The following is a 26,132-nucleotide window of genomic DNA, read 5'->3' on the forward strand; positions in this document are numbered from 1 at the left end:
TCCGCGAAGGCCGACCCAAGACGTCATTCCCGCGAAGGCGGGAATCCAGGGCATTGAAGACTCGCCGCGCGCGGCGAGCATCGGGAGCCCGGGATTCCCGCCTTCGCGGGAATGACGGGGCGTCAGGCGTTCTCCAGGAACCTGCGCACCGGCGCCGGCAACCCCAGCCCCGGCCACTCGCGCGCACCGAACCACGCACCCTCCCCCGTCTTCCACTCCGCGGGCAGCACCGCCTGCACCGGATGCAGGTGCAGGTCCTTGTGCGTGAGCACGTGCACGAAGGGCTGCACCTCGCGCAACTTGCCACGCGACGCGACCGGCAGCACCTCTTCCAGCGCATCGCGGCTGGCGAACACGGGCAGGCAGTACAGCCCGGCCCACACACCCGGCGTCGGGCGCTTCTGCAACCACACCGAGCCATCCCCCGCCTGCGCATGCAGCAACCACAGCGACTCGGCGCTGCGTCGGAGCTTGCGCGTCTTCACCGGATACGCCTGGGGCTGGCCCTCGTGCGAGGCGAAGCATTGCGGCTGCACGGGGCACAGCAGGCAAGCCGGATTGCGCGGCAGGCACAGCGTGGCGCCGAGGTCCATCAGGCCCTGCGTGTACCGGGGCATGTTCTCGTTCAATTCGCGCGCCGGCAGCAGGGCACGCGCGTGGTCCCACAAGGCGCGCTCGTTGCCGGCGACGCTCAGGTCCGCGCCGAAACCGAGCACGCGCGTGAGCACGCGCTTGACGTTGCCGTCCAGGATCGCCGCCCGTTCGCCGAAGCAGAATGAGGAGATCGCCGCGGCCGTCGAAGGGCCGATGCCGGGCAGCGACTGCAGCTCCAGCGCGGTGCGCGGAAACGCGCCGCCATGCCTGTCCATCACCTCCTGCGCGCAGCGATGCAGGTTGCGCGCACGGCTGTAGTAGCCCAGGCCGCTCCAGAGCGCCAGCACGTCGTCGAGCGGCGCCGCAGCCAGCGCGGCGACATCAGGGAAGCGGGCGAGGAAGCGTTCGTAGTAGCCCAGGACGGCGGCCACCTGCGTCTGCTGCAGCATGATCTCCGACAGCCACACGCGGTAGGGATCGCGCGTGTTCTGCCAGGGCAGTTCATTGCGCCCGTGCGTGCGCTGCCAGCGCACCACGCGGCCGGCGAAACCGGCCGGAAGCTGCGTCATGCGGTCTTGAGGGCGAGCTGCGCCGCTTCCGCATGCCCCAGGGGCGTGTGCGAGAGGTGCGAGGTCAGTTCGGCCAGCTTCAGATCGAGCTGGTCCAGGGCGATTTCCTGGGCCTCGATTTCGGCGATGCGGTCGTCCAGGCCGCTGGCCGCCTGCTGGATGCGCTCGATGGCTTCGAGCCGGCGGCCGAAGTTGCGGCGGCGCTCGCGCAGCTGCGCATCGAGCTGCGCGGCCGCCGACTTGTTCCACAGCTCCACCTCGCCCAGCGCCGATTCGTAGATCACGCGCAGCCGCGTGGCGAGCGCCCGCACCAGGCGGTCGGCGAATTCAGGTTGCGCCAGCCGCAGCGCGTTGCTCACGCCCAGGTACTGGTTGTGGCTGCGCTCGACGAGGTCGAGGTCGCGTTCGTAGCGGGCGAGGTCCGGCTCGCGCGGCGCCTGCAGCGAGAAGCCGTATTCGGCATTGAGCTGGCGGAAGGTGCCCGTGAGCATGGTCTGGATCTCGTCGCTCACCTTGCCGGCCTTGCGCAGGCCGTCGCGCAGCCGGTCGAAGGTCTTCGCGTAGGCCTTGCGCACGCCCAGCTTCAGGCCCGGCTGCCGCAGGGCGTCCGTGAGCTCGGTCATTTCGGTCTTCAGCGCCGCCGTGCCCAGCAGGTTGAACACGTCGCGCAGCAGCTTCAGGTGCACCGAGCGCACGGCATGGATCTTGGCGCCGCTGGCGTCGAAGTCGGCCTGCTCCTGCTCGATGCGCGCGCGCATGTGCTTGATGACCGACATGTTCTTGCCGCGCAGCCCCTTGAGTTCCACCATCTGCTCGGCGAGGTCGCGCCGGCGGATCGCCAGCACGCGCGTGGCCTCGCCGCGCAATTCACCGATGTTGGCGGAAACCGAGGACCGCAGGATCTTCTGCCGCTGCCCCAGCACGCCATGCGCCAGCGCCTGCTCCAGCACCGGCAGGCGGCTGGCCTTGAGCAGTTCGGCGTCGTCGTTGACCTTGGCGACCAGGCCCTTCTGCCCCGACACCGGGATCACCTGGTGCCGCTGCAGCCCGAGCACTTCGGCGGTGGTGGCGCGCTGGCGGTCGATCTGCGCCTGCACCTGCGTGGGGGTGCTCAGCGCATCCCACATCGTGTCGATCTTGTTCAGGACGACGAGGCGCGAATCGGCGTCGTTGTCCTCGGAGATCAGGTGCTCGCGCCAGATCTGCAGGTCCGACTTGGTGACGCCGGTATCGGCCGCCAGGATGAACACCACGGCGTGCGCCTGCGGAATCAGGTTGACGGTGAGTTCCGGTTCGGCGCCGATGGCGTTCAGGCCGGGCGTATCGAGGATCACCAGCCCCTGCTTGAGAAGCGGGTGCGCGATGTTGATCAGCGCGTGGCGCCACTTGGGGATCTCGATCAGGCCGTCGGATCCCATCATCGGGTTGTCCTCGGGCGTGTCGTCGTGCCAGAAACCGAGTGCGCGGGCCTCGTCGACGGTGGCGCGGCGCACTTCCGAAACCTTCTCGATCGCCTGCGCGAGCTGCTGCGGATCGTTGACGTCGAGGTCCACGCGGTGCCACTTCTCGGGCACCATGCGCCATTCCATCAGCGGCTGCGTGTGCAGGCGCGTCTCGATCGGCAGCAGCCGCAGGCAGGGCGGCACCTCGGCGTCGTAGCCCAGCTCCGTGGGGCACATGGTGGTGCGCCCGGCGGCAGCCGGCATGATGCGGCGCTTGTAGCCGGCGAAGAAGATCGCGTTGATCAGCTCCGACTTGCCGCGCGAGAACTCCGCGACGAAGGCCACCATGACCTTGTCGGTGCGCATCTGGGCTTCGAGGCGGCGCAGGCGCTCCTCGACCGCGCTATCGAGCAGGTCGTGGTCCTTCAGCCATTCGGAGATCAGCTTCAGGCGCTGCGCGAATTCGCGCCGCCATGCGCCGTGCTGGTCAAACTGTTCGTTGAAGGATAGTGCCACTGAGAGAGTCCCGCCCAAATTGACTATAGCATCGGCGATTGACGCCCCCTTCAGCCTTTCTGGCAGTTCCGGCAGAAATATGTCGCGCGTTGGCCCTGGCGCAGCATCCGGATGGGCGCTCCGCAGACCCGGCATGGCTCGCCGGCCCGGTCGTACACCATCGCCTCGAACTGGAAGTAGCCGGATTGGCCGTGGGCATTGGTGAAGTCGCGCAGCGTGCTTCCACCTTTTTCCACCGCCTTGGCGAGCACTTGCCGGATGGCGGCCTGCAGCCTGGCCGCACGGGGCTTGCTGATGCGAAAAGCCGGCATCGTGGGGCGAATGCCGGCCAGGAACAGCGCTTCGGATGCGTAGATGTTGCCGACGCCTACGACGACATCGCCGGCCAGCAACACCTGCTTGATGGGTGCGCGGCGCTTCTTCAGGGCCGCGTGGAAGGCCTCCAGCGCGAAGTCCTCCCCCAGCGGCTCGACGCCCAGGCCGCCCAGGAGCTTGCGCGCCGGCGCGGAAGCCTCGCCTTCGCAGAACACCGCGGCACCGAAGCGCCGGGGGTCGTTCAGGCGCAACACGCCCTGCGTGGTCACGAGGTCGAAGTGGTCGTGCAGCGCCGCCTCCGGCAGGCCGGTGTCGAAGCGCAGGCTGCCGGACATGCCCAGGTGCAGCAGCAGCAAGCCCCGGTCCAGGTCGATCAGCAGGTACTTGCCCCGGCGCCGCACGGCCGTGACGGTCCGGCCCACGAGGTCGGCCGCTTCGCAGCCGAGGGGCCAGCGCAAGGGTTTGCCGAGCCGGACCTGCTCGATCCGGGCGCCGACGATTCGGTCGGCAAAACTGAGGCGCGTGACCTCGACTTCCGGCAGTTCGGGCATGGAAACGGGGCGGGGGGATGGGCGGCGGGAAAAGGGGCGTGCGCCCGGGGCCGCAAAATCACGTAGCGGCTTTGCGGGACGGGCCATTATCATGATTCGATGAAAAGATTCTTGAAGGCAGGGCTGCTGCTTGTCTGCTGCGCACTGGGGGCTCCCGCCCTGGCGCAGGGCACCTCGCCCCTGGTCGCCGCCGCCCCCGACAACAGCGGCATGGATGCCGAACTGTTCTACCAGCTGCTGCTCGGCGAACTGAACGTCCGCGGCGCCGAACCCGCCGCCGGCTTCGCGCTGATCCTCGACGCCGCCCGCAAGACCACCGATCCGTCGCTGTACCAGCGCGCCGTGGAACTGGCGTTCGAGGCCCGCAACGGCGATGCGGCACTGCAGGCCGCCCGGGCCTGGAAACAGGCCTTCCCGAAGTCGCGCGAGGCGAACCGCTATGTGCTGCAGATCCTGGTCGCGCTCAATCGCATCCCGGAAAGCACCGAGCCGCTGAAGACCGAAATCGCCCTGGCCGATGCGGGCGACCGCGCGGCGGTGATCTCGATGGCGCCGCGCATCTACGCGCGCGCCAGCGACAAGAAGCAGGCCGCCACGGTCATCGAGCAGGCCCTCGCCGACTACCTGAACCAGCCGGCCACCGGCGCCGCCGCCTGGAGTGCCGTGGGGCGCATGCGCATGGCCGCCGGCGACACGACGGGCGCCCTCGAAGCCGCCAGGCGCGGCCAGGCGTCGAATCCGAAGGCCGAAGGCCCGGTGCTGCTGGCCCTGGAACTGATGGATCCCAAGCTGCCGCAGGCGGAAGTGCTGGTGCGCAACTACCTGCAGGCGCAGCCGCTGCCGGAAATCCGCATGGGCTATGCGCGCGCGCTGCTCGACGCGCAGCGCCAGCAGGAGGCCCTGCAGCAGTTGCAGCTCGTCACCCGCGAACGCCCCGAATTCCCGGAGGCCTGGCTCGCGCAAGGCGCGCTGCTGGTGGGGGACAACCAGCTCACCCAGGCCGAGACCTCGCTGCAGAAGTACATCCAGCTGGCGCAGGCGCAACCCGCCAACGAGGAACGCAGCCGCGGCCTGGCGCAGGCCTACCTGTCGATGGCGCAGGTGGCGGAAAAGCGCAAGGACTTCACGGCCGCCGGTGCCTGGCTCGACCGCATCGACAACTCGCAGGACCTGATCGCGGCGCAGAACCGCCGCGCCTCCATCCTCGCACGCCAGGGCAAGATGGCCGAGGCGCGCAAGCTGATCCAGGCCATCCCGGAGCGCACGCCGGCCGACGCGCGGCTGAAGCTGTCGGCCGAGGTGTCGCTGCTGCGGGACAACAAGCAGTACAAGCCCGCCTACGAGCTGCTCGCCAAGGCCGTGGCGGCCAACCCGAAGGACGCCGACCTGCTCTACGACCAGGCCATGATGGCGGAGAAGCTCAACGACTTTCCGGAAATGGAAAAGCTGCTGCGCCAGGTGATGGTCCTCAAGCCCGACTACCACCACGCCTACAACGCGCTCGGTTTCTCGTTCGCCGAGCGCGGCGTGCGGCTGCCCGAAGCCAGGCAGTTGATCCAGAAGGCGCTGGAATACGCCCCCGGCGACCCCTTCATCACCGACAGCCTGGGCTGGGTCGAATTCCGCATGGGCAACCGCGCGGACGCGCTGCGCATCCTGCAGGGCGCCTACAAGGACCGGCCCGACCCGGAGATCGCCGCCCACCTCGGTGAAGTGCTGTGGACCATCGGCGAGCGCGCCCAGGCCGAGAAGGTCTGGCGCGAAGGCATGCTGCTGAACAACGAAAACGAGACGCTGCTGGAGACGATCAAGCGGCTGCGGGTCCAGCTGTGAGGGCGCGGTCCTGGTCCGCGTGGCTGCTGGCCGCGCTGTGCGCCTTCCTGCTCGCTGCCTGCGCCACGCCGCCGCGGTCGGAGGTCCCCCCCGGCACGCAGGTCTGGACGGGGCGGCTCGCGCTCACCGTGGAAGGACAGGCCAGCCAGTCCTTCTCCGCTTCCTTCGAGCTCAAGGGCGCACCCGAAAACGGCGAGCTGAGGCTGTTCAATCCGCTGGGCGGCACGGTGGCCGTGCTGGCCTGGGCGCCGGGCAGCGCCACCCTGCGCTCGGGCGGCAACACCCGCCAGTTCGATTCGCTGGAAGCGCTGGCGCAGGAAGCCACCGGCGCGCCGATCCCGATCGCCGCCCTGTTCGACTGGCTGGCGGGCAGGGCCACCCCGGTCGCCGGCTGGCAGCCGGACGTGAGCCAGGTGGCCGAAGGCCGGCTGCGGGCGCGCCGCGTCGAGCCGCCGCCGGTCGCCGACCTGCGCGTCGCCTTCGAGCGCTGAGAAACCGGCCGCATGCGCGCGCTGTACGACGTCGCCGCGCCGGCGAAGCTGAACCTGTTCCTGCACATCACCGGGCGGCGGGCCGACGGCTTCCACCTGCTGCAGTCGGCCTTCATGCTGCTGGACTGGCACGACAGCCTCGATTTCGAGCTGCGCCCGGGCACGGCCCTGTCGCGCGAAGACCTCGGCCCTTCCCTGCCTGACGACGACCTGACGCTGCGCGCCGCCCGCGCCCTGCAGCAGGCCACCGGCTGCACGGCCGGCGCGCACATCCGGGTGACCAAGCGCGTCCCGGCCGAAGCCGGCATGGGCGGGGGTTCCTCCGATGCGGCGAGCTGCCTGCTGGCGCTCAACCGCCTGTGGGGCCTGGGCCTGGCGCTGCCGGCGCTGGAGGCGATCGGCCTGCAACTCGGCGCCGACGTGCCTTTCTTCCTGCGCGGACGCAACGCGTGGGTCGAAGGCATCGGCGAGAAGATCACGCCGGTAGCGGTGCCGGCGGCCCGGTTCGTGGTGGTCAAACCGCCCCGCGGACTGTCGACCGCAGACATCTTCCGTCACCCGGCGCTGAAACGGGACAGCAGTGGTGCTACAATCTCGGGCTTTGCTGCAGATCCCTGGGGTTTCGGTCACAACGACCTGGAACCGGTGGCCCGGCTCATCAACCCAGAGGTGGGGGAGGCGCTGGAGTTTCTTGGCCAGCAGGGCCTGCGAGGCCGCATGACGGGCTCCGGCAGCGCGGTCTTCGCGCTGCTGCCGCCGGGTAAGATGCTGGCGCAGGCGCCGGCACACTGGGCCCACGAGGGCTGGGTGGTGCGGGAATGCAGCAATTTGGAAGTTCATCCCCTGGTGGGGTGGGCGTCCAGCGACGTTTCGGTTGGCAGCTGATCCGGCTGTCGACCCGTGTAGGGGAGTCGCCAAGTTGGTTAAGGCACTGGATTTTGATTCCAGCATGCGAGGGTTCGAGTCCTTCCTCCCCTGCCAAACCAGTCGTTAAGACGTCGAGAGGCGGGCCGAACGGGCCCGGCCGTCGACTGACATAGGCGTCCGATCCTCATGCAGCAGGCTGCTCCTCCCACCCCCGACTTCATGGTCTTCACCGGCACTGCCAATCCGGCACTGGCGGAACAGATCGCGAGCCACCTGGGCATCTCGATCGGCGCTGCGAGCGTCGGCCGCTTCTCCGACGGCGAAGTCACGGTGGAGATCAACACGAGCGTGCGCACGCGCGACGTCTTCGTGGTGCAGTCCACCTGCGCGCCGACGAACGACACGCTGATGGAACTGCTGATCATGGTCGATGCGCTCAAGCGCGCCTCGGCCGAGCGCATCAGCGCCGTCATCCCCTACTTCGGCTACGCCCGCCAGGACCGCCGGCCGCGCTCTTCCCGGGTGCCGATCTCGGCCAAGGTGGTCGCCAACCTGCTGCAGACGGTGGGCGTCGCGCGCGTCCTGACCATGGACCTGCACGCCGACCAGATCCAGGGCTTCTTCGACATCCCGGTCGACAACATCTACGCCTCCCCGGTGCTGCTGGGCGACCTGCGGCAGAAGAACTACGAAGACCTGATCGTCGTCTCGCCGGACGTCGGGGGCGTGGTGCGCGCGCGGGCGCTGGCCAAGCAGCTGAACACCGACCTGGCCATCATCGACAAGCGCCGCCCGAAGGCCAACGTCTCGGAAGTGATGCACGTCATCGGCGAGATCGAGGGCCGCAACTGCGTGATCATGGACGACATGATCGATACGGCCGGCACGCTGGTGAAGGCCGCCGAGGTGCTCAAGGAGCGCGGCGCCAAGCACGTCTACGCCTACTGCACGCACCCGATCTTCTCGGGGCCCGCCATCGACCGCATCACCAAGGGCACCGCGCTCGACGAGGTGGTGGTCACCAACACGATTCCCCTGTCGGACACGGCCCGCGCCTGCACCAAGGTGCGCCAGGTCTCCGTCGCCTCGCTGATCGCCGAAACGATCCAGCGCATCGCCAAGGGCGAATCGGTCATGAGTCTGTTCTCGGAGCAGGTCGACCTGTTCTGAGGCTTTTCGCGCCTCCTCCACGGGGGCTTTTTGAACCGGAGCCGCACTGGTCGCGGTGGGCTCCGAATTGGAGAATGCAATGAAATTCGTCGCTTTCGAGCGCGCCAGGCAGGGAACGGGTGCGAGCCGCCGTCTCCGCAACGTGGGCAAGACGCCCGGCATCGTGTACGGTGGCGAGGGCCAGCCCCAGCTCATCGAACTGGACCACAACGCCCTGTGGCACGCCCTGAAGAAGGAAGCGTTCCACTCGTCGATCCTGGACATGGAACTGAACGGTGCGAGCGGCAAGGTGCTGCTGCGCGACGTGCAGTACCACCCGTTCAAGCAGCAGGTCGTCCACATCGACTTCCAGCGCGTGGACGCCAACACCCGCCTGCACATGAAGGTGCCGGTGCACTACAAGAACTCCGAGGAAAGCGACGCCGTCAAGGTGGACCACTGCCTGGTCAACCCGATCGTCAACGAACTGGACATCTCCTGCCTGCCGGCCGACCTGCCGGAATTCATCGAGATCGACCTGTCCGGCCTGAAGAAGGGCGCCGTGCTGCACCTTAACGACGTGAAGCTGCCCAAGGGCGTGAAGGCCGTGACCCACGGCAAGCCGAACCCGGTGCTGGTCTCGGTGGTGACGCCGGCTGCGGAAGAGTCAGCTGCCGATGCCGCCGGTGCCGAAGGCGCCGCCCCGGCCGCCGCCGCTCCCGCTGCCAAGGCCGCTCCGGCCAAGGGCGGCAAGGACGCCAAGCCGGCCGCCAAGGCCCCGGCGAAGAAGTAAAGACGTCGTCACCCCCGGATACGCCGTCACCAACGGATACGCGGTCACCCCCAAAAGCGCCGTCACCCCCCCAATGCGCCGTCACCCCCGCGCAGGCGGGGGCCCAGGGCGGGCGCGCAGCGCCCATCGTCAAAGCCCTGGATTCCCGCCTCCGCGGGAACGACGGTTCAGAAAGCCCGCGCCAGCGGGCTTTTTTTCGGCTCCGCTTGGCGACAATATTCCCTTCAGCGCCCGCGCGACTGCCACTATCTTCCTGCCATCCATGATCAAGCTGTTTGTCGGCCTGGGCAATCCGGGCCCCGAGTACGAAGCCACGCGCCACAACGCCGGCTTCTGGTGGGTGGACGCGCTCGCGCGCGAGCTGAAGCTCAACCTCGTGTCCGAGCGCAGCTACCAGGCCCGGGTGGCACGCGGCAACATCCACGGCCAGACGGTCTGGCTGCTGGAGCCGCAGACCTTCATGAACCTCTCCGGCCGGTCGGTGGCGGGGCTGGCGCGCTTCTACAAGATCCAGCCGGAGGAAATCCTGGTGGTGCACGACGAACTCGACGTGGCGCCCGGCCAGGCCAAGCTGAAGTTCGGCGGCAGCCATGCCGGACACAACGGGCTGCGTGACATCCACGCGCAGCTGGGCACCGATGACTACTGGCGCCTGCGCATCGGCATCGGCCATCCCGGCGTGAAGTCGGAAGTGATCAACTGGGTGCTCAAGAAGCCGGCGCCGGACCAGCGCACCGCCATGGAGGAATGCATCACCCGCACGCTCAAGGCCTTCCCGGCCCTGCTGGCCGGCGAGATGGAGAAGGCCACGCTGATCGTGCACACCCACAAGGCGCCGCGGCCCAAGCCGCCACGCCCGCAAGGCAGTCCCCATCCACCCCCAGAGAAGGCACCGTGACCACCAAGACCCTGGTACTCGTCCTGGCCCTGTGCGCCGGCTCGGCCGGCGCGCAGACGGTCTGGCGCTGCGGCAACAGCTACAGCCAGGAACCCTGCGCCGGCGGCAAGCCGGTCACGGTGTCCGAGCCGGTGACGGGCCGCGCGCTGGCCCTGCCGGTGGCCAGCAACCCCGACGCGAGGCTCGCCGCGGAGATGGAAAAGGCCCGCTTGGCCCAGGAGCGCAACGCGCCCAAGGCCCTGGTGATCGGGCCGGTGGAGGCGCCGCCGCTGCAGGATGCGGGCAAGGAGAAGAAGGACGGCGCCAAGGCCAAGGACGGCAAGCCGGAGCAGTTCACGGCCGTCTCGCCGGGGCAGCCGAAGGAGAAGAAGGCGAAGGGGAAGAAAAAGAAGTCGGGCTGATCCTCTTTCTCCGCCTCCCCCTCTGGGGGAGGGTCGGGGCGGGGGCGCTCCGGCGCTACCTTTTCACCGGGTGCTTCAACGAGCGCCGGCGTGCCCTCACCCCAGCCCTCTCCCGGAGGGAGAGGGAGGAACATCCGAGGAAGAGGCTTCCGGAGGCGAAACACCCGCGGCGGCAACTTCCTTCTTCGCCTCCCCCGTCAGCCGCTGGTACTTCTGCCACAGCGTTTCCCGGCTCTCCATCCTTTGCGGGTCCACCGGGATGCAGGCCACGGGGCAGACCTGCACGCACTGCGGCTCGTCGAAGTGGCCGACGCACTCGGTGCAGCGATCCGGGTCGATCTGGTAGATCTCGGGGCCGAGGAAGATGGCCTCGTTCGGGCACTCCGGCTCGCAGACATCGCAGTTGATGCACTCGTCGGTAATCATCAATGCCATGACGCGCGGACTCCGGGGAGGGGAAGACTACTTCTGGCATTATCGCGCGCGGCATGAGTCTCTTCCTCGCCAAGCGGCTGATCACCCTCATTGCGACGCTGGCAGGTACCTCGGTGGTGGTGTTCCTGGTCCTCGAGGTCCTGCCGGGAAACGCAGCCCAGGTCCTGATGGGCCCCGACGCCTCGCCCGAGGCCGTCGCCGCCCTGGCGCAGAAGCTGGGACTGGACCGCCCCGCCATCGAACGCTACGGGCACTGGATCGCCGGCATGCTGCACGGCGACCTCGGACTGAGCTACGCCTACAGCACGCCGGTGGGCGAGCTGGTGCGCGAACGCCTGGCCCTCACCGTGCCGCTCGCCCTGATGGCGATGACGCTGACTACGCTCCTCGCGCTGGCCGCCGGCATCTACGCCGCTTCGCGGCACAACAAGCCGGGTGACGTCGGCGTCATGGCGCTCACGCAGATCGGCATCGCGATCCCGAACTTCTGGTTCGCGATCCTGCTGATCCTGCTGTTCTCGGTGCACCTGAAGTGGTTCTCCGCCGGCGGCTTCCCCGGCTGGGAGGAAGGCATCCTGCCCGGGTTGCGCGCGCTGATGCTGCCCGCGCTGTCGCTGGCCGTGGTGCAGGCGGCGATCCTGGCGCGCATCACGCGTTCCTCGGTGCTCGAAGTGCTGCGCGAGGATTTCGTGCGCACCGCCCGCGCCAAGGGCGTGTCGCAGCGCGGCGCCCTCTGGGGCCACGTGCTGCGCAACGCGCTGATCCCGGTGATCACGGTCATGGGCCTGCAGTTCGCGGAGCTGCTGGCCGGAACGATCGTGGTCGAGAGCGTGTTCTACCTGCCGGGGCTCGGGCGCCTGATCTTCCAGTCGATCGCCAACCGCGACCTGATCGTGGTGCGCAACTGCGTGATGCTGCTGGCCGCGATGGTGGTGATCGTGAACTTCGCGGTCGATGTGCTGTACGCCGTGATCGACCCGCGCGTGAAGGCGGCGGACCTGTGAGCGCCGTGCTGGAAGCACCGCTGGCGGCGAGCGCGGGCCCGGGGTTCTGGCACCGCGCCCTGCGGCACCCGAGCTTCCTGATCGGCCTGGTGCTGAGCGTGCTGGTCGTCCTGGCGGCGGCGCTTTCCTTTGCGTGGACGCCGCACGATCCCTACGAGATCGACATGGCGCTCAAGCTCAAGGCACCGGACGCGCGCTACTGGCTCGGCACCGACGCCTTCGGCCGCGACGTGGCCTCCCTGCTGCTGGTGGGCGCGCGGGCTTCCATCGCGGTGGGCATCATCGCCGTGGGCATCGGGCTGGTGATCGGCACGGCGCTGGGCCTGCTCGCCTCCGCCCGGCGCGGCTGGATCGAAGAGGCGATCATGCGGCTGTCGGATTTCGGCTTCGCGTTTCCCGCCATCCTGTCCGCGATCATGCTCACCGCGGTGTTCGGCCCCGGCATGGTCAACGCGATCATCGCGATCGGCCTGTACAACATCCCGACGTTCGCGCGCATCACGCGCGCCTCGGCCAACGCGGTGTGGGGCCGCGAGTTCGTGCTGGCGGCGCGCGCCTGCGGCAAGGGCCGGCTGGCGATCACGCTGGAGCACGTGCTGCCCAACATCCTCTCGGTGCTGATCGTGCAGGCCACCATCCGCTTCGCGATCGCCATCCTCGCCGAAGCCGCGCTGTCGTACCTCGGGCTGGGGACGCAGCCGCCGCAGCCCTCGTGGGGACGCATGCTGAGCGAAGCCCAGACGCTGCTGTTCCAGGCGCCGCTGCTGGGGGTGTTTCCCGGCGTCGCCATTGCCATTGCGGTGCTCGGACTCAATCTGCTCGGGGACGGCCTGCGCGACCTGTACGACCCGCGCCTGGCGCGGCAACGATGACGCCCCGCCCGGATCACCGTCATCCCCGCACAGGCGGGGACCCAGGGCCTGCAGGCGCCGCGGATGCGCGCTCCCTGGATGCCCGCCTTCGCGGGCATGACGGAAAACTCCTCGAAGTCAGGAACCTCTCCGTCGAACTGCGGACGCACCGCGGCCCGGCCTTCGCGGTGCGCGACGTGAGCTTCGCGCTCGAGCCGGGCGAGACGCTGGGACTGGTCGGCGAGTCGGGCAGCGGCAAGTCGCTCACCGTGCTGGCGCTCATGGGGCTGCTGCCGGAAAGCGCGCGCGTCACCGGCAGCATCGTGTTCGAAGGCCGGGAGCTGGTCGGACAGCCCGAGCGGGCCATGTGCGCGCTGCGCGGCGACCGCATCGGCATGATCTTCCAGGAGCCGATGACCGCCCTCAACCCGGTGCACACGGTGGGCCACCAGGTCGCCGAGCCGCTGCGGCTGCATCGCGGCATGACCGCCGCCGCGGCGCGCAAGGAAGCGATCGCGCTGCTCGATCGCGTCGGCATCCCGGATGCGGCGCGGCGCATCGACGCCTACCCGCACCAGTTCTCGGGCGGCCAGCGGCAGCGCATCACGATCGCGATGGCGCTCGCCTGCGGGCCCGATCTGCTGATCGCCGACGAGCCGACCACCGCGCTGGACGTCACGATCCAGCGCCAGATCCTGGACCTGATCCGCGAGCTGGTCGCCGAACGCCGGATGGCGCTGATCCTCATCTCCCACAACCTCGGCGTGATCGCGCAGAACGTGCAGCGCATGCTCGTGATGTACGGCGGCAGCGTCGTGGAGAGCGGGCCGACCGCAGCGGTGTTCGCCCACCGCATGCATCCGTACACGCTGGGCCTGTTCGCCGCACGGCCGGGGCTGCGGGCAGCCAAGGGCCAGCGGCTGGTGACGATCCCGGGGACCGTGCCGGAACTGGTGGACCTGCCCAGGGGCTGTCCGTTCGCGGGGCGGTGCCAGTGGACGGTTCCGGAGTGCGACGCGGGGCTGCCGCCAGCGGTGGAGGTGGAGGCGGGGCACGAGGCGAGGTGCATCCGGCTGGAGGTGGTGGCGAAGGAGCGGGATGCGGTCGCGCCTGGCCTCACCCCTGTCCTCACCCCGACCCTCTCCCAGAGGGAGAGGGAGGAAGACCGATGAACGCGCCGCTGCTGGAGGTCGAGAACCTCGTCAAGGATTACGCCCTGCCGCGCGAGAAGCTGCTCGAGGCGCCGGGCAAGGTGCATGCGCTGCGGGGCGTGAGCTTCACGATCGAGGCGGGGCGCAGCCTCGGCGTCGTCGGCGAGTCCGGCTCGGGCAAGTCCACGCTGGCGCGCCTGGTCATGGCGCTGGACCAGCCGACCTCGGGGCGCGTGCGCCTGCTCGGGAAGGACCTGCACGCGCTGCCGCGCGAGGCCTTGCGCAGCGCCCGGCGCGACTTCCAGATGGTGTTCCAGGATCCGTACGGCTCGCTCGATCCGCGCCAGGCCGTGGAGCGCATCGTGAGCGAACCCCTGGCCGCCCAGGGCGCCAGCCGCGAGGAGCAGCGCGAACGCGCCAGCGAGGCGCTGCAGGCGGTCGGCCTGCGGCCCAACGACCTGCGCAAGTACCCGCACGAGTTCTCCGGCGGCCAGCGCCAGCGCATCGCGATCGCGCGGGCGCTGATCACCCGGCCGCGCCTGATCGTGGCCGACGAGCCGGTGAGCGCGCTGGACGTCTCGGTGCAGGCGCAGGTGCTGAACCTCATGCAGGACCTCCAGGCCGAATTCGGCATCACCTACATGCTGATCAGCCATGACCTCGCGGTGGTGCAGCACCTGTGCGACGACGTGGCCGTCCTCTGGCAGGGCCGCATCGTGGAACAGGGGCCGCCCGGGCGCCTGTTCGCGCAGCCGCTGCACGAATACACGCGCTCCCTGGTCGAGGCGGTGCCCGAACCCGAGCCCCCCGCGGGCAGCCCTCTTGCCACGCGTTTCCAAAGTCGGGGATGATCCCTGAAGTTGCATCCCCCGCTTCCAGCCTCTAGCCCCGGAGTTCCCAAGACATGCTGAACCGCCGCAATGTTCTCGCGCACAGCGCCTCGCTGGCCGCCCTGGCCACCCTGCCCCCGGGCGTGCTGGCCCAGGGCCGCAAGAACGCGATCGTGATGGCCATGGCGCTCGAGCCCAGCCCCGGCCTGGACCCCACGGGCGGCGCCGCCTCGTCGATCGGCGAGGTCACGCTGTACAACATCTACGAGACGCTGACCAAGATCAACCCGGACGGCGCCGTCACGCCGCTGCTGGCGGAAAGCTGGGAGGTCTCGCCGGACCTCACCACCTACACCTTCAAGCTGCGCCAGGGCGTGAAGTTCCAGAATGGCGAACCCTTCAACGCCCAGGCGGTGAAGTTCTCCTTCGACCGCGCCGGCTCGGAGAAGAGCACCAACAAGGACAAGCGCACCTTCGCCAACCTGAGCACGCGGGTGGTCGACGAGCACACCGTCGTGATCCTCACCAAGGAGGTCGACCCCGACTTCCCGTTCCTGCTCGGGCAGGCAACGGCCGTGATCGTGGAGCCGAAGAGCGCGGACAGCAACATGACCAAGCCGGTCGGCACCGGCCCCTTCATGCTGGAGAACTGGGTCAAGGGCTCGTCCATCACGCTGAAGAAGTGGCCCGGCTACCGCAATGCTTCGGCGATCAAGCTCGAACGCGCCACCTTCCGCATCATCGCGGACCCGGCGGCGCAGGTGGCCGCGCTGCTCGCGGGCGACGTGGACGCCTTCCCCCGCGTCACGCCCCGCAGCGTGGAGCAGTTCAAGGGCAATCCGCGCTTCCAGGTGATCGTCTCGGGCTCGCGCGCCAAGACCATCCTGGCGATCAACAACAAGAAGAAGCCCTTCGACGACGTGCGCGTGCGCCGCGCGGTGGCCATGGCGATTGACCGCAAGGCGGTGATCCAGGGCGCGGGCGACGGCTACGGTGCGCCCATCGGCAGCCACTATCCGCCCAGCGCGCCGGGCTATGTCGATCTCACCGGCGTGAATCCGTTCAACCCCGACAAGGCGCGCGCACTGCTGAAGGAAGCCGGCGTGACGACGCCGCTGGAAGTCACCATCACGCTGCCGCCGCCGCCCTACGCGCGCCAGGGCGGCGAGGTGATCGCCTCGGAACTGGCCAAGGTCGGCATCCAGGCCAAGCTGCAGAACGTGGAGTGGGCCCAGTGGCTCTCCAACGTGTACGGCAACAAGAACTACGACATGACGATCATCTCGCACGTCGAACCCTTCGACCTGGGCAACTTCGCCAAGCCGGACTACTACTGGAACTACCACTCGGCCAGGTTCGACGAGGTGTACGCCAAGTACAAGACGACGGCCAACGCGAAGGACCGCCTGAAGCTGCAGGCCGACCTGCAGCGCATCCTCGCGGAGGATTCGGTGCATGCCTTCCTGTACCAGCCGCAGTGGGTGACGGTCGCGAACAGGAACGTGAAGGGGCTGTGGAAGGACATGCCGATCTTCGTCAACGACCTGTCCTCCATCTCCTGGGCCTGACGCGATGGCGGATGCACTGCACGAGCTCTCCGCGCCCCGGCTGGTGGAGCTGTACCGCCGGCGCGAAGTCTCGCCGGTGGAGGTCGCGCGCAGCGTGCTGGGTCACGTGGAGCGCTGGGAGCACCACATCCACGCGCTGTACCTGCTGCGGCCCGACCACGTGCTGGAGCAGGCGCGCGCCAGCGAGGAACGCTGGCGCCAGGGCGAGCCGCTGGGCCTGATCGACGGCGTGCCGGTCACGATCAAGGACAACATCGCCACCCGCGGCGACCCGACGCCCCTGGGCAGCGCGGCCAGCGAGCTCGTTCCGGCCGCGGCCGACGCGCCGCCGGCGGCGCGCGTGCGCGAGCACGGCGGCGTGCTGCTGGCGAAGACCACGATGCCGGACTACGGCATGCTGTCCTCGGGGCTTTCCAGCTTCCACCCGCTGGCGCGCAATCCCTGGAATCTGGCGAAGACGCCCGGCGGCTCCAGCGCGGGCGCGGGGGCGGCCGCCGCGGCCGGCTATGGGCCGCTGCACATCGGCACCGACATCGGCGGCTCGCTGCGCCTGCCGGCCGGATGGTGCGGCATCTTCACCTTGAAGCCCAGCCTCGGCCGGGTGCCGATCGACCCGCCCTATACCGGCCGCGCCGCCGGCCCGATGACGCGCACCGTGGAAGATGCGGCGCTGTTCATGCAGGTCCTCGCGGGCGCGGACGAACGCGACGCCATGAGCCTGCCGCCGCAGGACATCGCGTGGTCCGGCTTCGACATCGGCGTGTCGCGCCTGCGCGGCCTGCGCATCGGCCTGCTGATGGAAGCCGGCTGCGGCCTCGCCGTGGACGCGGGCATCCGCGACGCGGTGCAGAAGGCGGCCCTGCTGTTCGAGCGCGCCGGTGCGGTGGTCGCGCCGATGAAGCCCTTCATGACGCAAGCGATGCTGGATGGCATGGACCATTTCTGGCGCATGCGCTCGCACGTCGACCTGCGCGGCCTGCCGCCGCAGGAGAAGGCGCGGGTGCTGCCCTATATCCAGCAGTGGGCCGACAGCGCTGGCGGCCTCGGCGGCGAAGCCATGTTCCGCGCCGCCCACCAGTTCCACCTCACGCGCGTGGCGGCGGTGCAGGCCTGCCGCCCGTTCGACTACGTGCTTTCGCCGGTCTCGCCGGTGCCGGCGTTCGCGGCCGAACTGCCCTCACCCACCAACGACCCGCTGCGGCCGCTGGAGCACATCGGCTTCACGGTGCCCTTCAACATGTCGGAGCAGCCGGCCGCGTCCATCAACTGCGGCTACACCGACGAAGGACTGCCGATCGGCCTGCAGATCGTCGGCAAGCGCTTCGACGACCTCGGCGTGCTGCAGGTGGCGCGTGCCTTCGAATTGATCCGCGAGCCCCAGAGGCCCTGGCCGCAGCCGCCCTCGGAAGCGATCCACCACGTGGACTGAGTGGGCAGCGGTGGCGTCATTCCCGCGCAGGCGGGAATCCAGGGCGTCCGGGCTTGGCGCGCTGCGCGTGGCTAAGCCGCGGTGCGGCTCGCCTCGCCGGCCACCAGCTTGCGCTGGTCGTACACCGGTTGCGGCGGCAGGTCGGCCAGGTGCTGCGTGTCGGCCCAGCTCATGATCTCGTACGTGCCCTGGCGCACGCGAATGCGGTTGAGGCCGGCGTTCGGGATCTCGCTCTGGCGCGGGCCGTCCAGGCCCAGCGAGCGCGCGGTGCGGTAGATCATGTCCAGCACGCCACCGTGCGTGACGATCACCACGGTCTGGTGCGGGTGCGCGGCGACCACGCGTTGCACGGCATCCATCACGCGCGTGTGGAAGGCGCGGGTGGACTCACCCTCCGGCATGGCGAAATCCTGCTCGAAGCGCAGCCAGCCTTCCCAGGCCTCGGGGTGGTCGCGCTTGATGTCGTCGACGCGCATGCCATCGACCCGGCCGAAGGCCTGTTCGCGCAGGCCGGCGTCGGCCACCGGCTGCAGCGCGAGTTCACCGGCGATCGGTTCGGCGGTCTGCCGGGCGCGCAGCAGGTCGCTCACGTACACCGCATCGGCCTTCTCGCCCGCCAGGCGCGCGGCGAGCCGGCGCGCCTGCGCCAGCCCGATCGCGTTGAGTCCGACGTTGACCTGCCCCTGGAAGCGCAACTCCCGGTTCATGTCCGTCTCGCCATGCCGCACGAGCACCAGCTCCGTCGCATCCACCGTCATTCGCATTGCGAAATTATGGCTGGCCTTGCGCAATGCGGGATGGCACTAAGGCACGAAAGCGGACAGCCGAACGCAAAGGCCGCAAAGGTTTCGCAAAAACCGCAAAAGGGGACACCTTCAAGAAGCGATGTCCTTTCGCGGCTTTGCGTAACTGCGGCTTTTGCGTTGGTGGTTCTGTCTTCCTACTCCCGCCCCAGCCCGCGCACCTTCTCCATCAGGCGCTGCTGCACCGAGGCCGAGACGAACTGGTGGACTTCGCCGCCGAGGACGGCGATTTCGCGCACGAAGGTGCTGGAGATGAACTGGTACTTGTCGCTGGGCGTGAGGAAGACGGTTTCCACGTCCGGCATCAGGTGGCGGTTCATGCCGGCGAGCTGGAATTCGTAGTCGAAGTCGGTCACCGCCCGCACGCCGCGCACCATCGCCTTGCCGCCGCGCGCCACGACGAAATCGCGCACCAGGCCGCTGAAGCCTTCCACGCTCACCTGCGGGTACTTCGCCAGCGCCTCGCGTGCCATGTCGATGCGCTCCTCCATCGTGAAGAGCGACTTCTTGTGGTGACCGGCCGCCACCGCGACGATCAGGCGCCCGAACAACTGGCAGGCGCGATGGACCACGTCCTCGTGACCCAGCGTCATCGGGTCGAAGGTGCCGGGATAGACGGCGAGGACGTCGGTGGCCATTTAACTCTCCTGGACGCCGGCGGCGCCGGCACGCGCTGTGCGCCGGATTATGCAGCGCGACGCAACAGGTGCCCGTGCACCGCGCCGGCCCGCAGGTGCCGCTGCACCTCCAGCCCGTGCCGCGCCAGCGCTTCGCCTTCCCATGGCGTGGGCGCTTCCAGGTAGATCAGCCCCTGCGGCGCCAGCGCCGGCAGCGTGGCTGCCAGCGCCTTGTCGAACAGGTCGGCCTCGAAGGGCGGATCCAGGAAGACGAGGTCGGTCGCGCCGGCGGGCAGGCCCGCCAGCAGCGTCAGCGCGTTGCCTCGCTGCACCCGCACGTGGACGGCGTCCAGGCGCTTGATCACGGCCCGCAGGGCATCCACCAGCGCGCCGTCGGCCTCCACCAGCAGGACGTCCGCGGCACCGCGCGAAGCCGCCTCCAGGCCCAGCGCGCCGGTGCCGGCAAAGGCGTCGACGCAGCGCCAGCCGGCCAGGTCCTGCCCCAGCCAGTTGAAGAGCGTTTCGCGCACCCGGTCCGGCGTGGGCCGCAGGCCCGGCCGGTCGGGAACCTCCAGCTTGGTGCGCTTCCAGTGGCCCCCGATGATGCGGACCTGGTGGGGAAGGCTGCGGCGCGCGGGGGGCGAGGCGGGACGGGGCATCGTGGAAGCTTATCGGAGCCGGCGCCGCAAAAAAAACGGGCACGGCTTTCGGCCGTGCCCGAGTCTCTCCCTGTGAACTCTCCCGCGTGTTCGCAAGCAATGCGTGACAGCGCGTTTGAATTGTTGAGGGTCTTGCAAAAGTCTGCAGGCCGGCCCCTGTCAACATTGACAGGTGGGCAGGAATTTCCCCTGTATTACTGTCGGGCCGACGCCACGTCGCCGCCCACCACCACCGTCACCATGCGGTCCGGCTGCACCTTGCGGGCGAAGGCGGACTTGATCTCGGCGGCCGTGACCTTCTCGATCTGCTTCGTCCACGTGTCCAGGTAATCCAGCGGCAGCTCGTACCACGCGATGTTGGCCAGGTTCTCGACCAGCTTGCGGTTGCTGTCGATGCGCAGCGCGAAGCCGCCGATCATGAAGTCCTTGGCGGCCTTCAGTTCGGCCTCGGTCGGGCCTTCGGCGACGAAGCGGCGCAGCACGTCGCGCGAGACCTGCACGGCCTGCGCGGCCTGGTCCGGCCGGGTCTGCAGGCCCAGGGTGAAGGCGCCGGCATGCAGCCCGGGGGCGAAGTAGCTGTAGACGCTGTAGCTCAGGCCGCGCTTTTGCCGCACCTCCTCGGACAGGCGCGAGACGAAGCCCCCGCCACCCAGGATGTAGTTGCCCAGGAGCAGCGGGAAGTAGTCCGGATCCGAACGCTTGTAGCCCGGTTGCCCGATCAGGACATGGGCCTGGGCCGAGGCGAAGGGGATGCTGCGTTCGGCGGCGGCGCTCAAGGCCGGAACCTCGCCCACCGGCGGCAGCGGCTCGCAACGGCCGGCCGGCAGCCGCGACAGCAGCGTGGCCGCGATCTGGTCGGCCTGCTGTCGCGTGACGGCGCCGACGATGCTCACCTTCGCGCGGCAAGGCAGGATGGCAGCGTAGAAGTTGCGCATGTCCTGCACGGTGATGCGACCGAGCGACTGCTCCGTCGTGTCGTAGCCATACGGGTGGCCACCGTAGACCGCGGCGCCGAAGGCCCGTGCAGCCACGGTGCCGGGACGCGTGTTGGCCTCGCGGATCGAGGCCACCATGCGCTGGCGTTCGCGCTGCCAGATCGCGTCGGGGAAGGACGGCTCGCCCAGCTCGCGCGCCGCCAGCTTCACCGCCTTGTCCAGCAGGTCGGGGTAGGTGAGCGATCGCAGCGCATAGCTCATGCGGTCGAGGCTCGCGCCGCCACCGAAGGAGGCGCCGAGGTCGGCCCAGGCTTCGCCGAGCTGGTTCTCGTCCAGCGCCGGCTCGCCGTTGCGCGCGGCGATGCCCTTGGAGGTCATGTCCGCGGTCACGCCGGCCAGGCCGGCCTTGTCGGCGGGATCGCGCCGGTCGCCGGCATCGAAGTCGATCTCGACGTCCACCATCGGCAGGCTGGGGCTCTCGATCAGCCAGACCTGCGCGCCGCTGGCCTGCTGCCATTTCTGGATCGGCAGGGCGGCCGAGGCGGGAGCGACGAAGGCGCAGGCCAGGAAGCCGGCCAGCGCGCCGTGCGCCAGGAAAGTCGGAAAACGCATGGGAACCTTTCAGTGGCGCAGGGGGACGGCGGGGGTGCGGGGCTTGCGGTTCGGGTCCACGGGCAGCGGCCGCAGGATGCCCACGGTGAGCTGCTCGTCGCCGAAGTAGCGGGCGGCGACGGACTGGACCTGTGCGGGCGTGACTTCGCGCAGTCGTGCCATCAGGCGGTCCTCGGCGTCGATCGGCAGGCCCATCACCCAGGCGCTGCCCAGTTCGCGGGCCTGGTTCATCACCGAGTCCAGCTTGTAGATCTCGCCGGCGATCCAGCGCGTCTTCACCCGCTGCAGTTCGGCCGGGGTCACGCCCTCGCGGGCCACCCGCGCCACCTCGGCGCGCAGCGCGGCCTCGACCTGCTCCGGCGTCTTGCCCGCCGCCGGCACGCCGGCCAGCGTGAACAATTGCGGGCCGCGGCCCCACAGGCCGTTGCCGGCATCGACGCCGTCGGCGACCCGGTCGGGGCCCTGCGTCAGCGCGCGGTCCAGGCGTGCGCCCTCGTAGCCATCGAGCACGCCGGAGAGCACGGTGAGCGCCAGCGCGTCGTCGTTCTCGGGCGTCTTGTCGAAGGACGTGAGCTGCGGCACCTTGAAGGCCAGCGCCACGTACGACTGCTCCGCGGGGGCCTTGAATTCGATCCGGCGGATGCCCTTTTGCGCCGGCTCCTCGCGCGGCTTGCGCGGCGGCACCGGCTTGGCGGCGATGCTGCCGTAGTACTTGTCGACCAGCGTGCGGACCTTGGCCGGGTCGACGTCGCCGGCGATGATCACGGCGGCATTGGCCGGCACGTACCAGCGGCGGTAGAAGTCGCGCGCGTCGGCGGGCGTCATCGCCTCGAGGTCGCTCATCCAGCCCACCACGGGGCGGCGGTACGGCGAGGCCTGATAGGCCGTGGCGCTGAGCTGCTCATAGAGCAGGCCGCGCGGGTTGTCCTCGGTGCGGGTGCGCCGCTCCTCCTTGACCACCTCCAGCTCGCGCTTGAATTCGTCGTCGGCCCACTGGTTGTGGGCGAAGCGGTCCGATTCCAGCCGGATCACGTCCTCCAGCCGGTTGGCCGGGATCTGCTGGAAGAAGCCGGTCTGGTCGCGGGTGGTGAAGGCGTTCTCGCGGCCGCCGAGGGCGGCCACCTTGCGCGAGAACTCGCCCGGCCCGGTGGTCGGCGTGCCCTTGAACATCATGTGTTCCAGCACGTGGGCGACGCCGGTCGTGCCATCGACTTCGTCCATCGCGCCGACGCGCACGTAGACCATGTGGACGGCGGTGGGAGCGCGACGGTCGGGCTTGATGATGACCGTCATTCCATTGGGGAGCTTGTATTCCAGCGGCTTCTCCTGGGCCGGTGCGGGACCGGAGATCTGGCCGTGGGCGGGGGGCAGGAGCGCCAGCGGAAGCGCGGCCGCGAGCGGAAGGAGCAGGGAGCGCAGGTGTCGTTTCATAGAATCCTCTGATTCTAGAAACCTCCCTGATGTTCAGCTTCTTCCGGAAAAAGCCACCCGCCACGCCGGCGCCCGTCGCCGCGCCTGCCCCCGCCCCGGTCGTCGAAGCGCCACCGGCCCCTGTCGCACCGCCGACCGTGGCTGCGCCGGCGCCGGTCGTCGTGCCGGTTCCCGCGCCCACGCCGGCCCCACCACCGCCCCGCAGCGGCGGCGGCCTGATCGGCAGCGCCTTGGTCCAGGCCATCGAGATCCCGGTCGTCCCCGAGGTCGCCCCGGAGCGCCAGAACTGGATGGAGCGGCTCACCGAGGGCCTGAAGAAGACGGGGACCAACCTGTCGCAGGTCTTCACCGGCGCCCAGATCGACGAGGCGTTGTACGAGGAACTCGAGACGGCGCTGCTGCTGGCCGACACCGGGGTGCCGGCGACCGACTACCTGCTCACGGAGGTGCGGCGCAAGGTGGCCGCCACCGGCGCCACGCGCCCGGTGCAGGCCAAGAACATCCTGGTCGACGCGCTCACGCAGCTGCTGCGTCCGCTGGAGAAGCCGCTCACCATCGGCGAACACCAGCCGACCGTGATCATGGTGGCCGGCGTGAATGGCGCGGGCAAGACGACCTCCATCGGCAAGCTGACCAAGCACCTGGCCGACGAGGGCGAGACGGTGCTGCTGGCCGCCGCCGACACCTTCCGCGCCGCCGCGAAGGAGCAGCTCGCGGTCTGGGCCGACCGCAACAAGGTGGAGATCGTCAGCCAGGAAGGCGGCGATCCGGCGGCGGTGAGCTTCGACGCCGTTTCGGCCGGCAAGGCGCGTCGCAAGAACGTCGTGATCGTCGACACCGCCGGGCGCCTGCCCACCCAGCAGCACCTGATGGAGGAACTGCGCAAGATCCGCCGGGTGGTGACCAAGGCCGACGCCACGGCGCCGCACGAAGTGCTGCTGGTGATCGACGGCAACACCGGCCAGAACGCCGTGCAGCAGGTCAAGGCCTTCGACGCCGTCCTGCAGCTCACCGGCCTGGTGGTGACCAAGCTGGATGGCACGGCCAAGGGCGGCGTGCTGGCGGCGATCGCGCAGGAAAGGCCGGTGCCCGTCTACTTCATCGGCGTGGGGGAGCGGCTGGAGGACCTGGAGACCTTCAATGCGCGGGAGTTCGCGCTGGCGTTGTTGTCGTAGCGGCGGCGCTGCGCGCCATCGCTGGGGTTCCGGCGCTGACGCGCGTCACCACCAGCCTACCAGACTCGCCAGCGTTCCCCTGTAGGCTGGCGGTGAGCCGCGAAGCGCGCGAACCCCAGCGATGGCGCGCAGCGCCGCCCCCTCACAATCCGAGCGTCTCCCGCGGATCCTCGGGCACGGCCACCTCGCCCCGCACCCACGCGAAATACCCTTCCCCGGCCTGCATCCGCACGGCGACAAACTGCGGCAGCTCGTAGGGATGCTGCTCGCGGAACAGCGCCTGCAGGGCGGCCTCGCACCCGGGCAGCGTCTTGACCGTGAGCCGCAGCTCCGCGTCCTCGCATTCCTTGCCCTGCCAGCGATAGAAGGACGTGAGCCCCTCCTCCACCTGCACGCAGGCGGCCAGCCGGGCCTGCATGATCGCGCGCGCCAGCTTCTGCGCGTCGTCCCGTGAACCGACGGTCGTCGTCACGGTCAAAATGTCGCGGCCTTGACTGTTTTCCATGGGGCACGCCCTCCAGAATCTGCCGATTGTCCACCGGGAGCCCGCCATGACCGCCGCCTTCACCGATTCCTCCGCCTCCGCCCCGGCCCGCCGGGTGGACCAGCTCCTGGCGCACTACGAGGAAAGCCACCGCAACCCCGTGAACGAGGCGATCCACTTCGTGGCCATCCCGCTGATCATGCTCAGCCTGCTGGGCCTGCTGTCGGCGGCCCATCCCTGGCTCGCCTACGCCTTCGTGGCCGCCAGCATGGTGTACTACCTTCGGCTGTCCGGCGTGTTCCTGGCCACCATGGCCCTGGTCTCGGCCGCTATGCTGGCCGCGGTTCACGCGATGGGTGAGCACGTACTCAGTATCTCGCTGGCCATCTTCGTGCCGGCCTGGATCGCCCAGTTCATCGGCCACAAGGTGGAAGGAAAGAAGCCTTCCTTCTTCGAGGACTTGCAGTACCTCTGGGTCGGCCCCATGTTCGTCCTGAGCAAGCTGTTCCTGAAGCTCGGCATCCGCTGGTAGGCGGAGGCGTCCTCCGGGGCAGTGCAACACGCTCCCTGGAAGCCCTCGCCGACCTCCTGTCGGCGCTCATGCCTACGGAACCAAGGCCTTAGCACTCTGTCTAACAGAGTGCTAATATTTCACGAGCAAAAGGAGTTTCCGGTATGTCCTCAACCAATGGAGCCTCGGGTACCACGGCGTTGGCGCTGTCCAACCCCTGGGCCGTCGTTCCGTCGCTGGGCAACCTGGACGCGTACATCTCGGCGGTCAACCGGCTGCCGATGCTGACGGCGGAGGAAGAATACGAGTTCGCGAAGAAATTCAGGGACCAGAACGACCTCGAAGCGGCGGGGAAGCTGGTGCTGTCGCACCTGCGGCTGGTGGTCTCTGTCTCGCGCAAGTACCTGGGTTACGGCCTGCCCCACGGCGACCTGATCCAGGAAGGCAACATCGGCCTGATGAAGGCGGTGAAGCGCTTCGACCCCGAGCAAGGCGTCCGGCTGGTCAGCTACGCGCTGCACTGGATCAAGGCCGAGATCCACGAATACATCCTGAAGAACTGGCGCATGGTCAAGGTGGCCACCACCAAGGCCCAGCGTAAGCTGTTCTTCAACCTGCGCTCCATGAAGCAGGGCTTCAAGGACGAGGAAGACGCGCAGACCCACCGCGAGACGCTCACCGACGCGCAGATCGAGGTCATGGCGCGGGAGCTGAACGTCAAGCGCGAGGAAGTCATCGAGATGGAAACGCGCATGTCGGGCGGCGACGTCGTGCTGGATCCCGGTCCGGCCGATGACGGCGAGGAAGCCTTCGGCCCGATCGCCTACCTCGCCGACGCCACCCACGAGCCGACGGCGGAACTCGAGAATCGCGAGCGCGACGTGATGGCCTCCGACGGCATCCAGGCTGCCCTGGAGCAGCTCGATCCGCGCAGCCGCCGCATCGTGGAGGAACGCTGGCTGAAGGTGAACGACGACGGCTCCGGCGGGATGACGCTGCACGAACTGGCGGCGGAATACGGCGTCTCGGCCGAGCGGATCCGCCAGATCGAGGTGGCCGCCATGAAGAAGATGAAGAAAGCCCTGACGGCCTTTGCCTGACGGGCAGGAGCAACGCGAAACGACCTGAAGCCCGGCCCCCGCCGGGCTTTTTGTTGTATCCGCGCCGATACGCTGTCTTTTCAAGCCCCCACTGCCGGACTGCTCTGCCGTGCGCCGC

At 69.1% G+C, this 26,132-nt stretch carries 26 protein-coding genes and 1 tRNA gene; 17 read left to right on the top strand and 10 right to left on the bottom strand.

The window, feature by feature from the left end; translation table 11 throughout:
- Nucleotides 1-122: 122 nt before the first annotated feature.
- From mutY to mutM, 3 genes are read right to left on the bottom strand one after another with little or no spacing between them, the layout of a single operon-like run.
- Nucleotides 123-1,163 (bottom strand): A/G-specific adenine glycosylase, encoded by a 1,041-nt coding sequence (gene mutY, locus JI746_RS16245; RefSeq protein WP_201690893.1) that lies wholly within the window; start codon nt 1,161-1,163, stop codon nt 123-125.
- Nucleotides 1,160-3,121, bottom strand: a complete 1,962-nt coding sequence (locus JI746_RS16250) for a dynamin family protein (RefSeq protein WP_201690895.1) — start codon at nt 3,119-3,121, stop codon at nt 1,160-1,162. Before JI746_RS16250 ends, mutY begins: the two co-directional genes overlap by 4 nt.
- 50 nt (nt 3,122-3,171) lie before the next feature.
- A complete protein-coding gene (mutM, locus tag JI746_RS16255; RefSeq protein ID WP_201690897.1) occupies nt 3,172-3,987 on the bottom strand; it encodes a bifunctional DNA-formamidopyrimidine glycosylase/DNA-(apurinic or apyrimidinic site) lyase in 816 nt (271 codons plus the stop codon).
- A 99-nt stretch (nt 3,988-4,086) separates the two neighbouring features.
- On the opposite strand from mutM, the gene JI746_RS16260 reads away from it, so the two are divergent.
- The 8 genes from JI746_RS16260 (at nt 4,087) to JI746_RS16295 (ending at nt 10,419) form a co-directional block, all read left to right on the top strand.
- Nucleotides 4,087-5,820 carry a tetratricopeptide repeat protein gene (locus JI746_RS16260; protein ID WP_201690899.1) on the top strand — a complete coding sequence of 578 codons (1,734 nt, stop codon included), beginning with the start codon at nt 4,087-4,089 and terminating at the stop codon, nt 5,818-5,820.
- Nucleotides 5,817-6,311 (top strand): outer membrane lipoprotein LolB, encoded by a 495-nt coding sequence (locus JI746_RS16265; protein ID WP_201690901.1) that lies wholly within the window; start codon nt 5,817-5,819, stop codon nt 6,309-6,311. The genes JI746_RS16260 and JI746_RS16265 overlap by 4 nt, the downstream gene beginning before the upstream one ends.
- A 12-nt stretch (nt 6,312-6,323) precedes the next feature.
- Nucleotides 6,324-7,196 carry a 4-(cytidine 5'-diphospho)-2-C-methyl-D-erythritol kinase gene (ispE, locus tag JI746_RS16270; RefSeq protein WP_201690903.1) on the top strand — a complete coding sequence of 291 codons (873 nt, stop codon included), beginning with the start codon at nt 6,324-6,326 and terminating at the stop codon, nt 7,194-7,196.
- A 19-nt stretch (nt 7,197-7,215) separates the two neighbouring features.
- A tRNA-Gln gene (locus JI746_RS16275) sits at nt 7,216-7,292 on the top strand.
- Between the two features lie 72 nt (nt 7,293-7,364).
- The gene (locus tag JI746_RS16280; protein WP_201690905.1) at nt 7,365-8,348 is read left to right on the top strand and encodes a ribose-phosphate pyrophosphokinase; all 984 of its coding nucleotides are present in this window, start codon (nt 7,365-7,367) and stop codon (nt 8,346-8,348) included.
- 79 nt (nt 8,349-8,427) lie between these two features.
- Nucleotides 8,428-9,120, top strand: coding sequence for a 50S ribosomal protein L25/general stress protein Ctc (locus JI746_RS16285; RefSeq protein ID WP_201690907.1), 693 nt, complete (start codon nt 8,428-8,430; stop codon nt 9,118-9,120).
- A gap of 262 nt (nt 9,121-9,382) precedes the next feature.
- Nucleotides 9,383-10,018, top strand: a complete 636-nt coding sequence (gene pth / locus JI746_RS16290) for an aminoacyl-tRNA hydrolase (protein WP_201690909.1) — start codon at nt 9,383-9,385, stop codon at nt 10,016-10,018.
- A complete protein-coding gene (locus JI746_RS16295; RefSeq protein WP_201690911.1) occupies nt 10,015-10,419 on the top strand; it encodes a hypothetical protein in 405 nt (134 codons plus the stop codon). The genes pth and JI746_RS16295 overlap by 4 nt, the downstream gene beginning before the upstream one ends.
- Nucleotides 10,420-10,515: 96 nt before the next feature.
- Here the strand turns inward: JI746_RS16295 and JI746_RS16300 are convergent, their stop codons facing one another.
- Complete coding sequence (locus tag JI746_RS16300; RefSeq protein WP_201690913.1) at nt 10,516-10,854, bottom strand: YfhL family 4Fe-4S dicluster ferredoxin; 339 nt, start codon at nt 10,852-10,854, stop codon at nt 10,516-10,518.
- Between the two features lie 53 nt (nt 10,855-10,907).
- Here JI746_RS16300 and JI746_RS16305 point away from each other — a divergent pair, with 53 nt between their 5' ends.
- The 6 genes from JI746_RS16305 to JI746_RS16330 all read left to right on the top strand — a co-directional run bounded on the left by JI746_RS16305 (nt 10,908) and on the right by JI746_RS16330 (nt 17,687).
- Nucleotides 10,908-11,858, top strand: a complete 951-nt coding sequence (locus tag JI746_RS16305; RefSeq protein WP_201690915.1) for an ABC transporter permease — start codon at nt 10,908-10,910, stop codon at nt 11,856-11,858.
- Nucleotides 11,855-12,730: an ABC transporter permease gene (locus JI746_RS16310; protein WP_201690916.1), complete on the top strand. Its 876-nt coding sequence runs from the start codon at nt 11,855-11,857 to the stop codon at nt 12,728-12,730. The genes JI746_RS16305 and JI746_RS16310 overlap by 4 nt, the downstream gene beginning before the upstream one ends.
- 167 nt (nt 12,731-12,897) lie before the next feature.
- On the top strand, nt 12,898-13,881 hold the full coding sequence (locus JI746_RS16315; RefSeq protein WP_330893018.1) for an ABC transporter ATP-binding protein: 984 nt from the start codon (nt 12,898-12,900) through the stop codon (nt 13,879-13,881).
- On the top strand, nt 13,878-14,711 hold the full coding sequence (locus JI746_RS16320; RefSeq protein WP_201690920.1) for an ATP-binding cassette domain-containing protein: 834 nt from the start codon (nt 13,878-13,880) through the stop codon (nt 14,709-14,711). Before JI746_RS16315 ends, JI746_RS16320 begins: the two co-directional genes overlap by 4 nt.
- 53 nt (nt 14,712-14,764) lie before the next feature.
- The gene (locus tag JI746_RS16325; RefSeq protein ID WP_201690922.1) at nt 14,765-16,258 is read left to right on the top strand and encodes an ABC transporter substrate-binding protein; all 1,494 of its coding nucleotides are present in this window, start codon (nt 14,765-14,767) and stop codon (nt 16,256-16,258) included.
- 4 nt (nt 16,259-16,262) lie between these two features.
- Entirely contained in the window at nt 16,263-17,687 is a 1,425-nt protein-coding gene (locus JI746_RS16330) for an amidase (RefSeq protein WP_201690924.1), read from the top strand.
- A gap of 71 nt (nt 17,688-17,758) precedes the next feature.
- On the opposite strand, the gene JI746_RS16335 is transcribed toward JI746_RS16330, so the two are convergent.
- The 5 genes from JI746_RS16335 to JI746_RS16355 all read right to left on the bottom strand — a co-directional run bounded on the left by JI746_RS16335 (nt 17,759) and on the right by JI746_RS16355 (nt 22,744).
- Complete coding sequence (locus tag JI746_RS16335) at nt 17,759-18,451, bottom strand: histidine phosphatase family protein (RefSeq protein WP_201690925.1); 693 nt, start codon at nt 18,449-18,451, stop codon at nt 17,759-17,761.
- Between the two features lie 176 nt (nt 18,452-18,627).
- Nucleotides 18,628-19,128 (bottom strand): pantetheine-phosphate adenylyltransferase, encoded by a 501-nt coding sequence (gene coaD / locus JI746_RS16340; RefSeq protein WP_201690927.1) that lies wholly within the window; start codon nt 19,126-19,128, stop codon nt 18,628-18,630.
- 47 nt (nt 19,129-19,175) lie between these two features.
- Complete coding sequence (gene rsmD / locus JI746_RS16345; protein ID WP_201690929.1) at nt 19,176-19,766, bottom strand: 16S rRNA (guanine(966)-N(2))-methyltransferase RsmD; 591 nt, start codon at nt 19,764-19,766, stop codon at nt 19,176-19,178.
- A 194-nt stretch (nt 19,767-19,960) separates the two neighbouring features.
- Nucleotides 19,961-21,313: a M16 family metallopeptidase gene (locus tag JI746_RS16350; RefSeq protein ID WP_201690931.1), complete on the bottom strand. Its 1,353-nt coding sequence runs from the start codon at nt 21,311-21,313 to the stop codon at nt 19,961-19,963.
- Between the two features lie 9 nt (nt 21,314-21,322).
- Nucleotides 21,323-22,744, bottom strand: coding sequence for a M16 family metallopeptidase (locus JI746_RS16355; protein ID WP_201690933.1), 1,422 nt, complete (start codon nt 22,742-22,744; stop codon nt 21,323-21,325).
- 29 nt (nt 22,745-22,773) lie between these two features.
- On the opposite strand from JI746_RS16355, the gene ftsY reads away from it, so the two are divergent.
- Entirely contained in the window at nt 22,774-23,919 is a 1,146-nt protein-coding gene (gene ftsY / locus JI746_RS16360; RefSeq protein WP_201690935.1) for a signal recognition particle-docking protein FtsY, read from the top strand.
- 142 nt (nt 23,920-24,061) lie between these two features.
- Here ftsY and cutA read toward each other — a convergent pair whose 3' ends face one another.
- Nucleotides 24,062-24,391, bottom strand: coding sequence for a divalent-cation tolerance protein CutA (cutA, locus tag JI746_RS16365; protein ID WP_330893019.1), 330 nt, complete (start codon nt 24,389-24,391; stop codon nt 24,062-24,064).
- 79 nt (nt 24,392-24,470) lie between these two features.
- Between cutA and JI746_RS16370 the strand changes: the two genes are divergently transcribed.
- Nucleotides 24,471-24,935 (top strand): Mpo1 family 2-hydroxy fatty acid dioxygenase, encoded by a 465-nt coding sequence (locus tag JI746_RS16370; protein WP_201690939.1) that lies wholly within the window; start codon nt 24,471-24,473, stop codon nt 24,933-24,935.
- Between the two features lie 143 nt (nt 24,936-25,078).
- Nucleotides 25,079-26,014 (top strand): RNA polymerase sigma factor RpoH, encoded by a 936-nt coding sequence (gene rpoH / locus JI746_RS16375; protein ID WP_201690940.1) that lies wholly within the window; start codon nt 25,079-25,081, stop codon nt 26,012-26,014.
- Nucleotides 26,015-26,132: the final 118 nt, after the last annotated feature.

The organism is Ramlibacter alkalitolerans (genome assembly GCF_016722765.1).
In the GTDB taxonomy this organism is placed as follows: Bacteria; Pseudomonadota; Gammaproteobacteria; order Burkholderiales; family Burkholderiaceae_C; genus Ramlibacter; species Ramlibacter alkalitolerans.

Bases quoted from the DNA above. Each gene is read 5' to 3' on its own strand.
- mutY (WP_201690893.1), bottom strand. From the start codon at position 1,163: ATGACGCAGCTTCCGGCCGGTTTCGCCGGCCGCGTGGTGCGCTGGCAG.
- mutM (WP_201690897.1), bottom strand. From the start codon at position 3,987: ATGCCCGAACTGCCGGAAGTCGAGGTCACGCGCCTCAGTTTTGCCGAC.
- JI746_RS16260 (WP_201690899.1), top strand. From the start codon at position 4,087: ATGAAAAGATTCTTGAAGGCAGGGCTGCTGCTTGTCTGCTGCGCACTG.
- ispE (WP_201690903.1), top strand. From the start codon at position 6,324: ATGCGCGCGCTGTACGACGTCGCCGCGCCGGCGAAGCTGAACCTGTTC.
- JI746_RS16280 (WP_201690905.1), top strand. From the start codon at position 7,365: ATGCAGCAGGCTGCTCCTCCCACCCCCGACTTCATGGTCTTCACCGGC.
- JI746_RS16285 (WP_201690907.1), top strand. From the start codon at position 8,428: ATGAAATTCGTCGCTTTCGAGCGCGCCAGGCAGGGAACGGGTGCGAGC.
- pth (WP_201690909.1), top strand. From the start codon at position 9,383: ATGATCAAGCTGTTTGTCGGCCTGGGCAATCCGGGCCCCGAGTACGAA.
- JI746_RS16300 (WP_201690913.1), bottom strand. From the start codon at position 10,854: ATGGCATTGATGATTACCGACGAGTGCATCAACTGCGATGTCTGCGAG.
- JI746_RS16305 (WP_201690915.1), top strand. From the start codon at position 10,908: ATGAGTCTCTTCCTCGCCAAGCGGCTGATCACCCTCATTGCGACGCTG.
- JI746_RS16320 (WP_201690920.1), top strand. From the start codon at position 13,878: ATGAACGCGCCGCTGCTGGAGGTCGAGAACCTCGTCAAGGATTACGCC.
- JI746_RS16325 (WP_201690922.1), top strand. From the start codon at position 14,765: ATGCTGAACCGCCGCAATGTTCTCGCGCACAGCGCCTCGCTGGCCGCC.
- JI746_RS16330 (WP_201690924.1), top strand. From the start codon at position 16,263: ATGGCGGATGCACTGCACGAGCTCTCCGCGCCCCGGCTGGTGGAGCTG.
- JI746_RS16335 (WP_201690925.1), bottom strand. From the start codon at position 18,451: ATGCGAATGACGGTGGATGCGACGGAGCTGGTGCTCGTGCGGCATGGC.
- coaD (WP_201690927.1), bottom strand. From the start codon at position 19,128: ATGGCCACCGACGTCCTCGCCGTCTATCCCGGCACCTTCGACCCGATG.
- rsmD (WP_201690929.1), bottom strand. From the start codon at position 19,766: ATGCCCCGTCCCGCCTCGCCCCCCGCGCGCCGCAGCCTTCCCCACCAG.
- JI746_RS16350 (WP_201690931.1), bottom strand. From the start codon at position 21,313: ATGCGTTTTCCGACTTTCCTGGCGCACGGCGCGCTGGCCGGCTTCCTG.
- JI746_RS16355 (WP_201690933.1), bottom strand. From the start codon at position 22,744: ATGAAACGACACCTGCGCTCCCTGCTCCTTCCGCTCGCGGCCGCGCTT.
- ftsY (WP_201690935.1), top strand. From the start codon at position 22,774: ATGTTCAGCTTCTTCCGGAAAAAGCCACCCGCCACGCCGGCGCCCGTC.
- JI746_RS16370 (WP_201690939.1), top strand. From the start codon at position 24,471: ATGACCGCCGCCTTCACCGATTCCTCCGCCTCCGCCCCGGCCCGCCGG.
- rpoH (WP_201690940.1), top strand. From the start codon at position 25,079: ATGTCCTCAACCAATGGAGCCTCGGGTACCACGGCGTTGGCGCTGTCC.